The organism is Ruminococcus flavefaciens, assembly GCF_900108555.1.
Lineage (GTDB): Bacteria > Bacillota > Clostridia > Oscillospirales > Ruminococcaceae > Ruminococcus > Ruminococcus flavefaciens_P.
In genome coordinates, this window is record NZ_FNWV01000001.1 from 464,052 (window position 1) to 478,148 (window position 14,097).

The window sequence follows — 14,097 nt, forward strand, 5'->3', positions numbered from 1 at the left end:
ATAATTATGATATACTAATATCATAATTTTTGGTAAATCAGCAAAAATTTTGTTCGCTTTAAACATTTTAGCAAAGGGTGAGATAAATTGAAGTTAAAAAAAATATCGTTTATTCTGCTTATTTCAGCCGTAATGCTCAACATCTCGGGCTTAAAAACATACGCAGCCGAAAAAACTCAGGACGGCATAAAACTTGTCATATCTGCTGACAAAACAGACTATGACGAAGATGATAAAATAATCGCAAGTATTACCCTTGAAAACAACAGCGGCAATGATATAACAGATGTTACGCTTGAAGGCGCAGTCCCCGATAAATTTCACCTTTCGGACGAAAGCAATGCTATACGCAGAACGACTTACCTGATGTCGGGAGACTCTGTAAGCTATGAACTCGTTCTCCTCCCCGATAAAAAAGAAGTCAAAAAGGCAGACAAAAAAGAGGAAAAAGCTGTCGTCACCGAAAAAAACGAGGTGCAGGAATTAAAAAATCCCGAAGATCCCGCTTTGAACAGCGATGAAAAGAACAGCAGCAAGGATAATAAAAACGCTGTTTCAATGGCTGAGATAATCATAGTGGGCATATTGCTCCTTGCAGTCAGCGGTGCTGTGGTGGTGCTCATAAGCAAAGGCAAACACAAGGGCATTATGATACTTGTCTGCATAACAGCAGCAGGCTCTTTAGTTCCCGAATTAAAGGCAAAAGCCGTTGAGACAGAAAACTATAACTTATCGGTCAGCGAAACTGTAACTGTGGCAGGAAAAGAGTACGAACTGACCGCAGTGGTGAGATACACTATGGACAAAACCGATATGCAGGCTGCTGTCGAGGAGTATTACGAGGACAATTCCGAAGAAATAGTCTCCGTTGAAGCTGTTGAAGAAAATGATTCCGTTTTCAGTGAAAAAGAAGCAATCAAATTCATGTCGGAGAGAGGTTTTACCGAATATCCGCTGAAATACGATTACAGCATCGACGGAACTTATACCGATGAAACAGAAGCATCTGCGGAATCAGACGAAAAACACCCTATGTACATGACATATTTCATAGCCGAGGACGGTGCAGTATGGTCGGTATTCATCGTAGGCAGGACTATCGCTGCAAATCCTGCTTCATACAACCTTGAATCCGATCTTGAGTCACAGGTGCTTGTCTCTGAAACAGATACACTTACAAGCTATACGGAAATGGGCAACAAATTCTATCAAACAATACCGAAAGAATCCGCGGTCAAATTAAAGGTCGTGGATCAAATAACAAGCCAAAAACTTAATGATCTAACGTATGAGGAGGTAATCAATTAATGAAAAAAGATCTGATGAAAAGGTTTGTAACAACAGCAATGGCTTCCGTAATGATGTATTCGGTACTGCCCGTAAGTGCATCTGCCAAAGGAACAGACGGTTCAACTATCGTGGTATCCCTTGGCGATTCGTACTCGTCGGGCGAGGGTATCCCCGAATTCTACGGACAGAACAAGAAATGGGAGGAAAAGGTTTACGATGAGGACTGGCTTGCTCACAGATCAACAAAGAGCTGGCCGGGACTGCTCCAGATCCCGAATATCAGCGGTACACTGAGCAATTACAACGTAAAGGAGAAGAATTCTTCAAAGTGTAAATGGTACTTCGGTGCAGTATCAGGTGCAGAGACAAGACATTTCAGCAAGGAACGTCAGAAAAAAAGCACATACAAAAGGCTCTCCTTGTTCAAGACATTGAAGACTACATCATATCTGCCAAAGCAGCTCGATGTTTTCAACAAGGTCAGCGGAGATGTTGATTATGTTACTTTGACAGTCGGCGGAAACGATGTCAAATTTGAGGATATAATCACAACTTGTGCAACAGGAAGTACATATCTCCATTTCGGCAATGACAAGCTCAAGATCGAGAAAATGATGGACGATCTCTGGGCATCATTCGATACCACAAGAGCAAACATCAAGGGCGTATATACCGATATACAGTCCAAGGCAGGTGCTCAGGCTAATATCATCGTAGCAGGCTATCCAAAGCTTCTTGACAAGGACGGCAAGGGCGTTCTTATCAGCGAAAAGGAAGCCACTATAGTAAATCAGAACGTTACCAAGTTCAATAACGCTATCCGCAGCATCGTAAACGAATGCAGAGGACAGGGCATGAATATCCACTTCGTTGACGTTGAAGCTGAATTCGACAAGGACGGCGGACATCAGGCTTACTCCGACAATGCATGGATAAACAAGATAATCCTTGCAAAGCAGTCTGAGGATCTGGATCAGAGCGGTCTTGGAAGCTCATATTCAGTACATCCTAACGAGGAAGGCGCAAAGGCTTATGCAAGATGCGTAAACGCTAAGATCAGAGAGATTGAGAACAACAAGAACAAGAAGAATACCCGCAGCGTTACTACTGCTCCTGTTGTTACTGAGATAACAACTGAGGCAGCACTGACAACTGTAGTAACAACTGCTGCTGAAACAACAGTTGCAGCTGAAACTACTGCTGCGATAAGCGAAGAAAATATCGCTGTAACAGAGACAACTGCTGCCGAAGCTGAGATCACTACAGAAGCAGCTGAGCTTGTTAAAGAAGCAGGCTGATATATGACATTAAACTGTGCCTTTATAAAATAAGGGCACAGTTTTTTCATGTGGGATACTAAGTCAATTAAATCTGTAATCAACTATTTCAGAAGCGTGGGAATATATTTTGTTGTTAATTAACAAAATATTTGTTGACTTATGAATAAAAATGCGATATAATGATATAAACTCATAAATATATTACACGACTGAAAGAAGGCGGATAACAATGTATGTACAGGGTAAATGCTACAAATGCGGCGGATTTCTTGCTGTTGACGATACAGAGGACGCATCTGTCTGCCCGTTCTGCAATAAAGCTTTTATCGTAAAAAAGGCTATAGCCAGCTATAACGAAGCTGCACCTGATAGTGCCGATATCGTAAAAACCTCCTATACTTCTGACAGCGACTTCGTTGTTGAAAGAAGCGTTCTTATCCGCTATAATGGTTATACAAATAAGGATATACGAATACCTGACGGAATCTCAGTTATCGGAGAAATAGCTTTTCAAGGCATGAACAACATAGAGTCGGTGTTTATCCCCGAGGGTGTCGAGATAATAGGCGAAGGAGCTTTTTCTGGCTGCAAAAACCTGCATACTATCCATATTTCAGAGGGCGTTGAAACTATTGATATAGACGCATTTAACGGCTGTGTAAGTCTGAAGGACATAAAATTCCCCGACAGTGTCAAAAACATCGAAGCAGGTGCTCTTGCAGGCTGCACAAGTCTTGAATCCGTCAATATCCCGAAAGGTCTCGAACTTCTGCCGTGGAGGATATTTGAAGGCTGTACGAGCTTGAAATTCATCAGTATCCCGCCTAAAGTAAAGACTATTGAGGACTACGCCTTTGCTGAGTGTACAGGTCTGGAAAGCGTCAGCTTTGAAAGTATGCACCCTGACGGTGATCCCACAACAGGTCTTAAAAGAATAGGCATGAATGCTTTCAGGAACTGCACTGCTCTCATCAGCATAAATATCCCCGAAACACTTGAATATATCGGCAATCAGGCTTTCAGAGGCTGCTCGGGAATGAAAAAAATACTTATCCCCGACAGCGTAAAAGCCATATATCCCTACGCTTTTGCCGATTGTACAAGTCTTGAACAGGTCACCTTTGAAGGCGATACAGAGCTTTATAAAGGAAGCAATCCCTATAAATACGGAAAAAATCCTGCTACATTTTTCAACTGTCCGAAGCTCCTTAACGTTACCTACAGCAAGGTGCAGAAGAATTACTGGGCATTCCCTGCGTATTCCAAATCTCAGGAGCCTAAAAACATCGAAAACGGACTGTGCAGATACTGCGGCGGCGAATTCAAAGGCGTTTTTGATAAAGTATGCTCCGTATGCAAAGCACGCAAGGATTACTAAGCAGCAATAATATATCCCCTTAAACTCGCAAAGCCTGCCGTTTAAGGGGATTTTTGCTGTATCAAATTATTGCAGCATGAACGAAGCGGTTCACCAAACCGCTGGTAATGAACTATCTCGCGCTCACGCAAAAAGCGGATAGGGTCACGAACATCAGGATCATCTGCAAGACGAAGAATATTGTCGTATGTGGTGCGAGCTTTCTGTTCAGCTGCCATGTTCTCACTAAGATCGGTTATCACATCGCCTTTTGACTGGAAATACGCTGCCGTAAACGGAGTTCCCGAAGCTGCAACAGGGTATATTCCCGTAGTATGATCCACGAAATAAGTGTCAAAACCGCTTGCCTTAATCTCCTCCATAGAAAGATCCTTTGTAAGCTGATAAAGAATAGCCGATATCATTTCAAAATGCGCCAGCTCCTCAGTGCCCACATCAGTCAGCAATCCCTTGATCTCACCATAGGGCATGGCGTATCTCTGGTTAAGATATCTAAGCGATGCACTAAGCTCACCGTCAGGACCGCCAAGCTGCGATATAATTATCTTAGCGAGCTTTGCATTGGGAGTTTTAATATTTACGGGATATTGAAGTTTCTTCTCATACTGCCACATAGTTTATCTCCTTTCCCACGGCCACGGATCATCTATCCACGACCAATGCTGCATATCGTTGTTCTGTTCGGGAGTTAAAGGTCCGAAGCGTCTGTTGTACTCATCAATAGCGTTCTGACGAAGCTCCTTATACTTACTGAACATTGCAAGAGCACGCTGACAGTTGGGGTGGGTATCGAGATAGAGATTCAGCTCTTTAAGTGTAAAATCGTATTTTTTTATCTTATTAAGAAGTATTCTACGTTCATTCATATTTTGTCGCCACCTCCCGAAAAAGGCAGGTCAAGGTCAGGAAACATAGTTCCCCTGCTCAGAGCCTTGTCATCATCATAGGTCTCTCCCCACTGCTGAAATGGAACATATGCCATAGCAAGAGGAGTATTTCTCGGAAAGCGTGATATACCGCCGTTGCCATTGGTATCAGCTCTCATATTCACAGAACTCATAGAAGCTTCACGCTCACGGAGTATCATGCCTTCCATATCATCAAAAAGATCGAGTTTCATAGTTTAGTCCTCCTTTCCGCTGCGGAGAACCGTGCGAAGGTCCTCCGCACATTTCATAATATGAGATATGCGACAGCAGTGTTACAAAAAAGCCCGAAAGCATTTTCAGCTTTCAGGCTTTTTCACATATTCCGCATTACTTTTCAAAGGCTTTGTCCAATGCCCAGCTCTGCATCTCAAAGTACATTTTCCCCTTTATTTTTTCGTATTCTACCCACTCAAACACATGATCGCTCTCAACAGGCTCGCATACTTTTGAAATAAGCTTGCCGACATAATAAGTCTGTATCGGGTGAAAAAAGCCTATAGTCTCGTGGAAACAGTAGGTCTCAGCCGAACAAATCTTTCTCCCAACAGATACAGTATATCCAGCTTCTTCCATACATTCCCTTTCGATACACTGAATATGTGACTCGTCCTTTTCCAGACCGCCGCCAAGTAAGAACCAGCCTTTGGGAGTTTTCACAACTCCGACTTTATTACCGCAGACAGGAATGATATACGCTCCCTCCCTGTCATAGTACTCAGCATCTTCCTTTACACCGAAAACTTTATGCATATTATCACCTCTTTACAATACAAAAACCGCAGCATTGTGACGTTCATCAAAATGCCGCGGCATAATTTTTAACCCTTGACTGCTGCAAATGCACCGAAACCAAGAATTGTTGCAATTGTAATTATAATAGCTGCAAGTATAACTCCGAGAGTTACAGCAAGTATTGTCTTTTTGAAATCAACTTCGAGGAAGCTTGCTGCAAGAGTACCTGTCCATGCACCTGTACCCGGAAGTGGGATACCAACAAAGAGAAGCAGTGCCCAGAATATACCCTTTCCTGCTTTTTCATTGAGCTTTTCGCCGCCGCTGTGTCCCTTTTCAAGACACCATGTAAAAAACTTGCCGATACCAGGCTTGTCCTTGCCCCATTCAAGTATTTTTCTTGCAAAGAGATAAATAAACGGCACAGGGATCATATTTCCTATCATACAGATGATAACTGCATGATACCACTTTACTCCCATACCAACGCCCAGAGGGATACCGCCTCTCAGCTCCAGAATAGGCACCATGGATAACAGAAATGTAAAAATAAACTTTTTCATATCAGAACTCACTTTCTCTAATAATCACATACAGCTTATATTATCTCATATATTTCGGAAATAGTCAAGTATTTTCCAAAGATTTTTTCAAAGCTGTTGACTATCTCTGCACTTTAAGATATAATAGGTAATTGTAAAGCCGTAAGCTGTAAAAAAATGACGGCTCATAATACAATAAGGATTGATATAATGAAAAAAAGAAATATGGCAGCACTTGCTGCTTCAATAGCAATGTCCTTTTCATTTGCTTCCTGTTCATCTTCTTCCGTAGGACAGGCAAATATAAGCGACACAACAACTGCCGAGACCACCGCGGCTACAGAAGCTTCTTCCGCTGAAACCACCACATCTGCTGAAAAGTCTACAGAGTCAACACCTGGAGCTGCTGCCGTAAAGGGAAATATCTACGACTGCAAGGGCAATCTCCTTGCTTCTACGGCTGAGGACGGCAAACGCCGTATCTACGCCGATGCTTATGCAGTATCCTTTGCAAATATCCTTACTACCATGTCCGACGGATATGATGCAGCCTTTGAGGATATACTTACAACTCCTGCCGACGGCAATATGGGCAAGTCCATACAGCTCACCCTTGACGGCGATATCCAGAATCAGATATACAGCTACATGGAAAACAACAATATAGTCGGCGCAGCAGTAGTTCTCCGTACAGACGGCTCAATTATGGCGCAGGTGAACTACCCGTCATATGATCCCCGTACCATTGAAGATCAGAAGTACGATGAGGAGCTTGCATGGGGCGAAAACGGCAACAAGGCATTCTCCAACTATGAGCCGGGTTCGTGCTTCAAGATAATGTCAGAGGTCATCGCCGACAAGCATGGAGTATACTCCTTACACGATGACGGCACATGGGATTTCGGCAACGACCACCCTATCGTAAACTGGGATCACGAGACAAACAAGGCAAGCTACCCTATGGAGCGTTCTCTCAGCTCAGCATTTATAAATTCCAGCAATATCTTCTTTGCAAAAGCTTTCGATACTATCGGTGAAGAAGCTGTTCTCAGCGATCTTCAGACAATTTTCCACTTTGGCAAAGATGATGCATACGATATACACTGCGATTTCGGCGACCTGAGCAACAATATCGAGATAGAGGATATCGACGACCTGCGCAGAAGTGCATTCGGTCAGTCAAAGGTGCTCACCTGCCCTATCTTCCTTGCCGCCCTCGGCAGAGAAGCCGTATTCGGCGATATGGTAACACCTTTCGTACTGAAAGCAACTGTTGATCCTGCTGACGGCAGAACAAAGACAGGCGACGGCTCAAAGCCATATGACGTTATCGCTTCTATCCCTGTTGAATGTCGTGACAATCTTCTCAACGGTATGAGTGGTGTTGCCTCTGATGTAGGCGTATACGCAAACGGTAACTACAGCTTCTACGCAAAGACAGGTACAGCTGAGGGCTGGAGAGGCGATTACCTCTATATTACAGGCTGTGCAAAGAACAACAACGGCACAGGCTCGGAGAACTACGACAACTATGACAACTACGGCGAAACAGGTTCATATATCCTTGTAATGGAAGTACAAAATCCGCAGGCTCACGGCTTTGAATTCGCGTCTCAGTCCGCAGGACTTTACAGCGGTATCCTTAACATAGTTGCAGGAAATTAAATACGATCATTGTAACATCTTCCCTTTTGCAAATGCAGAAGGGAATTTTTTTATATTCTTTTTTAAAACGTATTGACGAAAAGAGAAAAAAAATGTATAATAAAAAAAGAGAGATTTCCCACTGATTTAAAGTGGAAAAAGCTAATATTTACAAGGACGGTAATCATAATGATTTTCAGGGGAAGATGGCTTATCCCACTGCTGGCTACAGCGGCTGCGGTACTGTCGTTTCCGTCCTGTTCAGCGGAAGTAGGAAAAGTTACGATCAACCGCGACTCTGATCCAAGCTCACAGCAGGAAAACATCGGGGCACAAGCCGCTACGACAACAGAGGAAACAACAACGACCACAACTACAACAACACTGGTATACAGAGGAAATATTTACGACACTAACTATAATCTCATAACATACGGCACATACGCCGACGAAAACCAAGATCAGCGTTTTTACGGCGAAGGCTGCGGTTATTCATTCAGCAATCTAATAAGTGCGGCATCGGCAGGCTTAGACGATGTTTTCGGCGACATTCTGCGTACAAATAATCCCACGCCCGTTGACGGGAAAGCTAACGTAGGACAGTCTATCCGCCTTACTGTAGACGCAAATGTGCAGAACGCACTTTCGACATATATGGCAAATATGGGCATGGCAGGCTCGATAGTAGTAATGAGGACAGACGGCTCGCTGCTGGCTGAGGTTTCATATCCCAACTATGATCCCGAGCTCTTCTTCTCAGATCCGTCATACGGCGACTGCCTTATGGGCGGTACTATTGCAAACAAGGCTTTCCAGAACGCTTCACCCGGCTCATGCTTCAAGATAATGTCAGAAGTCATCGCCGACAAGAACGGCATAACCACTCTTTACGATGACGGCACATGGGTAGACAGCGGTGCTACTATTGTAAACTGGGATCACGATACAGGCTATTATCCTGTTCCCGAGAGAACTCTGACATCTGCATTCGTAAATTCAAGCAATATATTCTTCGCAAAGGCATTCGATACACTCGGCGCAGAAAAGGTGCTTGCAGACCTTAATGATATATTCCATTTCTGCGATCCCATACAGTGCGATTTCGGACCGATCGAGAACAATATCGAGATATACTGCCTCGACGACCTGCGCAGAAGCGCGTTCGGACAGGCTTATGTCCAAACCTGCCCCATATACCTTGCAGCTCTCGGCAGAGAAGCTGTATTCGGCGATATGGTAAAGCCATTCATCATGCAGCAGGCAGTGGATACCAACGATCCGTACACCCAGACGGTCAAGGGAAGCACTCCTTACGAAGTCATCGGAAGTATCCCTGAGAACTGCCGCGGCAATCTCCTTGAGGGTATGCGCGGAGTTGCAGGCAATCTCGGACTTTATGTCCCCGAGAACTATGAATTTTACGCCAAAACAGGCACTGCCGAAACAGGTGCGGGAGATTACCTCTACATCACAGGCTGTCTGAAAAATATCTACGACCGCACAGGCGAAAAGATCACTTATTCAAACTATGATGAATACAAGACAAGCGGTTCATACATAATCGTTATGCAGCTGCAAAACCCTGCGGCTTTCGGATTTGATTTTGCCAGCCAGACAGGCTACCTTTATCAGGGCATAATCGACACCGTGCTTGCTTACTGATAATTAAGTCTCCCTATACAACAGGGAGTCACTCAACGTCTAACTATAGGGACGCCTTCTCTTGCAAGGCGTCCCTTACTTTTATGCTGAATTTATTGGGCTGTCGATGACGCAAGCCCCTACAGCGGAACGCCGAGGGAGGAGTTCCCTACAATTGTCTAAAACTCTATATGAGTGTCACGGTCATATACATGGAGATTTCTATTGTTAAAAGTTCATACCCCCCCGTTAAAAGATAATTATTTCTTTAAATAGTGAGAGCACTGATATTTTCAAACGTCTAATAAGTGAAAGGCTGAAATGTGCAGTTTATCTGCCTGTCATTTTTAAGAGGAGGTCTTACTATGAAAAAACGTAGATTATTATCGTTTATCTCTGCGCTGACTTTAAGTCTGACATCATTGTCATTTGCTCCTGCATATGCTGTTGCGGAGGAAAAAGCCGCTGCTTCGGCATCATCGACATCGGACAACAAGTTTGACGCTGAAAAATTCTATGTAGTTGTAGGTACTTATGAAAATAAGTACACACAGCTAAAATACGTATATCCTAAATCAAACACTGAATATACAGGCGACAAGGTAGTATGGGAAAATGCGCCTGCCGATCTTTCATACGGAGATGTACTCGTATCTGACGGTAACGAAAAAAAGACACTGGTTTATTCTGCGCCTGATAATCCTGTCTATGCAATGGCAAGCTACTATAAGCTCGATGACTCGGCAGTTCTGAACAAGGTCGGAAACTGCGCTGACCTCATGGACTCAAAGGAACTGACAGTAACCAGCGCAATGTATGACGGTTCGGGACACTGGAGCATTCATCTTAACGACGCAGACGGACAAGAGTATTATTACGGTTACAATTTTTACGCCTCGACCTTAGGTGTTGATCTCGGCAGCAGCAAGACAGGCGATAAGTATCAGTTCGCATTCAATGACGGAAAGCTCGTTGTACCGCTGTCAAAGAAAAATGATGCTGAAGCTTCTGCATCTGAGAATGATAAAACCCAGAGCAAGTCATACTGGATATTCTACAAGGATATAGACACAAAAGAGATTGACGAAACCGTTGCCGAAAAGGTACACGATTACACCTATTCGCTGTACGAACAGGGCTTAGGCGGTACAGAGGTCGAAAAGAAGGTTGCTGATTATTCTCAGGAAATAAGGCTTGGACTCCTCAAAGAAGCATATAAGGAAGCTTCTGCAAAGATAGTAAAGGAGCTTGGAATTGAGGGTACAGAAGTATTCTGCTCAAATTATACTGCTACGATAGTATGCAAGCTTACCGATGAGCAGTACGCAAAGGCTCAGAAGTCCGAAAACATCGAGCAGATCACAATGTTCAACGACTTTACTCTCGAACCTCAGACAGAACTTACCGACAAAAACAGCATTATCGAATTCTTTACCACAGACAGTGAAGGCAAGCCGCTCCTGGGCGATGATGTAAAGATCGACGCTGTACTTAACAGCGGCAAAAACAAAGATACAGACTATCTTATCATATACGGACTTTCCGACAAGAAGGAGATATCTCCGATAGTAAAAAAGCTGAATACAGACAGCCGTTTTTCATGGGGCACACCTATCGATATTTTCAGCGGCGGCATATTCTATACTACAACCACAAAACTGCCTGTAAAAAACAATGTACAGCTCATATTATTTGTAAATGATACTCTCCCGGGATTTACAGGCTACGATATCGCAAGATATTCCGAGGAAGTGGGCTTTGATGCAAGACCGTATATAATTAGCCGAGGCGATACCAACGGCGACTGTAGTATTGATGCCGTTGATGCTTCAAATATCCTCTCGGCTTATGCAAAACTCCAGACATCAAACGACTATTCGCTCACCGCAGACGAGATAAAGAAAATGGACGTTGACGGAAACGACAAAGTCGATGCAGTTGACGCATCTTTAGTATTATCCTATTACACAGACATCGCTACAGGCGGCAGCAGTATGCTTAAAGACTTCGTAGAAGAACATTACTTCACATTCGGCTAACGGCTAATGGCTAACGGCTATGATCCGTTTCTCCCCCTCGGAGCTTGCTCTGAGGGGTAACTTATTGCAGCTATGTAAAAAAAGCTCGTTTTTTTCTTTACAAAAGGTCCGAAACGTAGTATAATAAGAAAGTAATATCTTAATTCAACGGAGGAATTCATTATGTATATAACTTGTCTTGACCTTGAAGGAGTTCTCGTTCCAGAGATATGGATAGCTTTTGCAGAAGCAAGCGGTATCCCCGAACTGAAAAAGACTACCCGTGACGAGCCCGATTACGATAAGCTTATGAAATGGCGTATCGGCGTTCTCAAGGAGCACGGTCTCGGACTCAAGGAAATTCAGGACACTATCGCTAAAATAGACCCAATGCCGGGTGCAAGGGAGTTCCTCGACTCTCTCCGCGAGCTTGGTCAGGTAATAATCATCAGCGATACTTTCACACAGTTTGCTGCACCTCTTATGAAGAAGCTGGGCTGGCCTACTATTTTCTGCAACAGCCTTGAAGTAGCAGACAACGGCGAGATAACAGGCTTCAAGATGCGCTGTGAGAAATCAAAGCTCACAACAGTAAAGGCTCTTCAGTCCATAGGCTATGACACTATCGCAAGCGGCGACAGCTACAACGACCTCGGCATGATAGAGGCAAGCAAGGCAGGCTTCTTGTTCAGAAGCACTGAGCAGATAAAGAAGGACCACCCTGAGTTTCCTGCTTTTGAGACATATGACGAGCTTCTTGATGCTATCAAGAAGGTAATGGCTGACTGATACACACAAGGGCGGTACTTTCCGCCCCATAAAACCAAGTCTTTAGAATGTTAAACTGGAGGTATTAAAATGAGCTACAGCTTTAATGCAGAAAAAGTTACCAATGAAGTAGTACAGTGGGTACGCGACCTGTTTGAAAAGACAGCTACTCCCCAGACCAATGCCGTTATCGGTATATCAGGCGGTAAGGACAGCTCTGTTGCAGCTGCTGTCTGTGCAAAGGCTCTCGGCAAGGACAGGGTTATCGGAGTCCTCATGCCTCAGGGCGAACAGGCTGATATCGCATACAGCCGTCTGCTGGTAGACACTCTCGGTATAAAGAGCTACACTATCAATATCGGTGATACTGTAAGCACATTCATGGGCGAACTGAAAAAGCACCTTGAGCCTTCAAATCAGGCTATCGTAAATACTCCTGCACGTATCAGAATGACTACTCTCTATGCCATCGCAGCTTGTCATAACGGCAGAGTTGTAAATACCTGCAATATGTCTGAGGACTGGGTAGGCTATTCGACTAAATTCGGCGATGCCGCAGGAGATTTCTCTCCCCTTTCCGACCTTACTGTAACAGAGGTCTTACAGGTAGGAGAGTATCTCGGACTTCCCAATGAGCTGGTTCACAAAGTGCCTATTGACGGTCTTTGCGGAAAGACAGACGAGGAAAACCTCGGCTTCACATACGCTATGCTGGACAGATATATCCGCGGACTTGATGACCTCAGTTCAGAGCCTGCAATAAAGGAGAAGATAGACAGACTTCACAAAGCAAATCTCCATAAGCTACAGCTCATGCCGAAATTTGAGTTCAAGCCATAAGCCATATACAAATATAAGCCATAGTATTTCCACTTTTGGGATACTATGGCTTTTTTTCTATTAGTAAGTAGTGAGTAGTGATTAGAAAGTAGAAAGTAGATTGTAGGGACGACCATTGATCGTCCGAGCCTTACGTTGCAAATAACACGAACGAAACGTAGGGGCTGCCTGCGGCAGTCCGCAAATTACGAGCATACTCCGAAAAAGCATCTGATACAGCAAAAAAGAATATCAGCATATCACTATACCGATTTAAAATCGCTAAAGCAGATTGTTTCAGCATTGTCCAAGTGATAATGTGATATTGTCTAACAGCTAAATAACACTTGCTTCATTACAACACCCCACATATAAATAGTGCTGTAAGCGATGTACAAGTAAGGACTCTGTTAAAAGTAAGCGAGCTTGCAAGCGTCAACGTAGTTAGCCAGCGCGGGCTCCGCGCCGAGCTTGCAAGCGACAACGTGGCAAGGGTGCAGCGTCACGCTGCAAAAAAACACCCCGCCCATTATTACGGACGGGGGTGATTGTAGAAGTCATTTTATGAAGCAAGTGTTTTGTTGAGACTGATAACCTTATGGCGAATCTTCTGCCACCTTTCATTATCGAGCTCACCTTTGAGTCCAAATCTGTAGACCTTATCCTCATGTACTACATTTACATAGTAAAGGTTCTCACAGCCTGCAAAAGCGAACTTACCTATCTCTTCCAGAGATGAATGGATAGTCAGGTCACTGAGATTACGGCAGCCCCTGAACGCATACCACCCGAGATGCATGGTACTCTCAGGTATTTCAATACTTCTGAGGTTTTTACAGCCGCTGAAAGCTGTATCTGAAATGACATGAACAGTATCGGGAACGAGAATTCTGACAAGATTTGTGCAGTCGCAGAACGCCCCTTCGTCGATTATCCCTACATTATCGGGAATGAAGATCTCAGTAACGCCTTTTTCGTCCTTGTACCTTTTAAGTACGCCTCTTCTGATCTTGTAATTCATTAAATTTCTCCTTAATTGAATCTAACAGCGATCCA

Annotated in this window: 14 protein-coding genes; 8 read left to right on the forward strand and 6 right to left on the reverse strand. The window is 43.9% G+C overall.

Going from position 1 to position 14,097, the window contains the following annotated elements:
* Positions 1-87 precede the first annotated feature (87 nt).
* From BLW60_RS02010 to BLW60_RS02020, 3 genes are all read left to right on the forward strand, one after another.
* Positions 88-1,308 (forward strand): hypothetical protein, encoded by a 1,221-nt coding sequence (locus BLW60_RS02010; RefSeq protein WP_074714220.1) that lies wholly within the window; start codon positions 88-90, stop codon positions 1,306-1,308.
* Positions 1,308-2,588: an SGNH/GDSL hydrolase family protein gene (locus BLW60_RS02015; protein WP_074714221.1), complete on the forward strand. Its 1,281-nt coding sequence runs from the start codon at positions 1,308-1,310 to the stop codon at positions 2,586-2,588. Before BLW60_RS02010 ends, BLW60_RS02015 begins: the two co-directional genes overlap by 1 nt.
* Before the next feature lie 211 nt (positions 2,589-2,799).
* The gene (locus tag BLW60_RS02020; RefSeq protein WP_074714222.1) at positions 2,800-3,948 is read left to right on the forward strand and encodes a leucine-rich repeat domain-containing protein; all 1,149 of its coding nucleotides are present in this window, start codon (positions 2,800-2,802) and stop codon (positions 3,946-3,948) included.
* A gap of 41 nt (positions 3,949-3,989) precedes the next feature.
* Here the strand turns inward: BLW60_RS02020 and BLW60_RS02025 are convergent, their stop codons facing one another.
* From BLW60_RS02025 to BLW60_RS02045, 5 genes are all read right to left on the reverse strand, one after another.
* Entirely contained in the window at positions 3,990-4,562 is a 573-nt protein-coding gene (locus BLW60_RS02025; RefSeq protein ID WP_074714223.1) for a manganese catalase family protein, read from the reverse strand.
* A gap of 3 nt (positions 4,563-4,565) precedes the next feature.
* Entirely contained in the window at positions 4,566-4,814 is a 249-nt protein-coding gene (locus BLW60_RS02030; RefSeq protein ID WP_074714224.1) for a spore coat protein CotJB, read from the reverse strand.
* Positions 4,811-5,068 (reverse strand): spore coat associated protein CotJA, encoded by a 258-nt coding sequence (locus BLW60_RS02035; protein ID WP_139283351.1) that lies wholly within the window; start codon positions 5,066-5,068, stop codon positions 4,811-4,813. Before BLW60_RS02035 ends, BLW60_RS02030 begins: the two co-directional genes overlap by 4 nt.
* A gap of 136 nt (positions 5,069-5,204) precedes the next feature.
* Positions 5,205-5,627 (reverse strand): NUDIX domain-containing protein, encoded by a 423-nt coding sequence (locus BLW60_RS02040; protein ID WP_074714225.1) that lies wholly within the window; start codon positions 5,625-5,627, stop codon positions 5,205-5,207.
* 68 nt (positions 5,628-5,695) lie between these two features.
* Positions 5,696-6,172, reverse strand: coding sequence for a COG2426 family protein (locus BLW60_RS02045; RefSeq protein ID WP_074714226.1), 477 nt, complete (start codon positions 6,170-6,172; stop codon positions 5,696-5,698).
* A 189-nt stretch (positions 6,173-6,361) separates the two neighbouring features.
* On the opposite strand from BLW60_RS02045, the gene BLW60_RS02050 reads away from it, so the two are divergent.
* The 5 genes from BLW60_RS02050 to nadE all read left to right on the forward strand — a co-directional run bounded on the left by BLW60_RS02050 (position 6,362) and on the right by nadE (position 13,062).
* Positions 6,362-7,816: a penicillin-binding transpeptidase domain-containing protein gene (locus tag BLW60_RS02050; protein ID WP_074714227.1), complete on the forward strand. Its 1,455-nt coding sequence runs from the start codon at positions 6,362-6,364 to the stop codon at positions 7,814-7,816.
* A 168-nt stretch (positions 7,817-7,984) separates the two neighbouring features.
* The gene (locus BLW60_RS02055) at positions 7,985-9,457 is read left to right on the forward strand and encodes a penicillin-binding transpeptidase domain-containing protein (protein ID WP_074714228.1); all 1,473 of its coding nucleotides are present in this window, start codon (positions 7,985-7,987) and stop codon (positions 9,455-9,457) included.
* Between the two features lie 344 nt (positions 9,458-9,801).
* Positions 9,802-11,475: a hypothetical protein gene (locus BLW60_RS02060; protein WP_074714229.1), complete on the forward strand. Its 1,674-nt coding sequence runs from the start codon at positions 9,802-9,804 to the stop codon at positions 11,473-11,475.
* A gap of 162 nt (positions 11,476-11,637) precedes the next feature.
* Positions 11,638-12,243 carry a bifunctional phosphoserine phosphatase/homoserine phosphotransferase ThrH gene (gene thrH, locus BLW60_RS02065; protein ID WP_074714230.1) on the forward strand — a complete coding sequence of 202 codons (606 nt, stop codon included), beginning with the start codon at positions 11,638-11,640 and terminating at the stop codon, positions 12,241-12,243.
* Between the two features lie 69 nt (positions 12,244-12,312).
* Positions 12,313-13,062 (forward strand): NAD(+) synthase, encoded by a 750-nt coding sequence (gene nadE, locus BLW60_RS02070; RefSeq protein ID WP_074714231.1) that lies wholly within the window; start codon positions 12,313-12,315, stop codon positions 13,060-13,062.
* Between the two features lie 541 nt (positions 13,063-13,603).
* On the opposite strand, the gene BLW60_RS02075 is transcribed toward nadE, so the two are convergent.
* Entirely contained in the window at positions 13,604-14,062 is a 459-nt protein-coding gene (locus BLW60_RS02075; protein WP_074714232.1) for a leucine-rich repeat domain-containing protein, read from the reverse strand.
* Positions 14,063-14,097 lie beyond the last annotated feature (35 nt).

What these genes read in the sequence shown, in the direction of transcription:
- BLW60_RS02050 (WP_074714227.1), top strand. Translation starts at nt 6,362, where the DNA reads ATGAAAAAAAGAAATATGGCAGCACTTGCTGCTTCAATAGCAATGTCC.
- BLW60_RS02045 (WP_074714226.1), bottom strand. Translation starts at nt 6,172, where the DNA reads ATGAAAAAGTTTATTTTTACATTTCTGTTATCCATGGTGCCTATTCTG.
- BLW60_RS02020 (WP_074714222.1), top strand. Translation starts at nt 2,800, where the DNA reads ATGTATGTACAGGGTAAATGCTACAAATGCGGCGGATTTCTTGCTGTT.
- BLW60_RS02015 (WP_074714221.1), top strand. Translation starts at nt 1,308, where the DNA reads ATGAAAAAAGATCTGATGAAAAGGTTTGTAACAACAGCAATGGCTTCC.
- nadE (WP_074714231.1), top strand. Translation starts at nt 12,313, where the DNA reads ATGAGCTACAGCTTTAATGCAGAAAAAGTTACCAATGAAGTAGTACAG.
- BLW60_RS02030 (WP_074714224.1), bottom strand. Translation starts at nt 4,814, where the DNA reads ATGAATGAACGTAGAATACTTCTTAATAAGATAAAAAAATACGATTTT.
- BLW60_RS02055 (WP_074714228.1), top strand. Translation starts at nt 7,985, where the DNA reads ATGATTTTCAGGGGAAGATGGCTTATCCCACTGCTGGCTACAGCGGCT.
- BLW60_RS02075 (WP_074714232.1), bottom strand. Translation starts at nt 14,062, where the DNA reads ATGAATTACAAGATCAGAAGAGGCGTACTTAAAAGGTACAAGGACGAA.
- BLW60_RS02035 (WP_139283351.1), bottom strand. Translation starts at nt 5,068, where the DNA reads ATGAAACTCGATCTTTTTGATGATATGGAAGGCATGATACTCCGTGAG.
- BLW60_RS02060 (WP_074714229.1), top strand. Translation starts at nt 9,802, where the DNA reads ATGAAAAAACGTAGATTATTATCGTTTATCTCTGCGCTGACTTTAAGT.
- BLW60_RS02040 (WP_074714225.1), bottom strand. Translation starts at nt 5,627, where the DNA reads ATGCATAAAGTTTTCGGTGTAAAGGAAGATGCTGAGTACTATGACAGG.
- BLW60_RS02025 (WP_074714223.1), bottom strand. Translation starts at nt 4,562, where the DNA reads ATGTGGCAGTATGAGAAGAAACTTCAATATCCCGTAAATATTAAAACT.
- thrH (WP_074714230.1), top strand. Translation starts at nt 11,638, where the DNA reads ATGTATATAACTTGTCTTGACCTTGAAGGAGTTCTCGTTCCAGAGATA.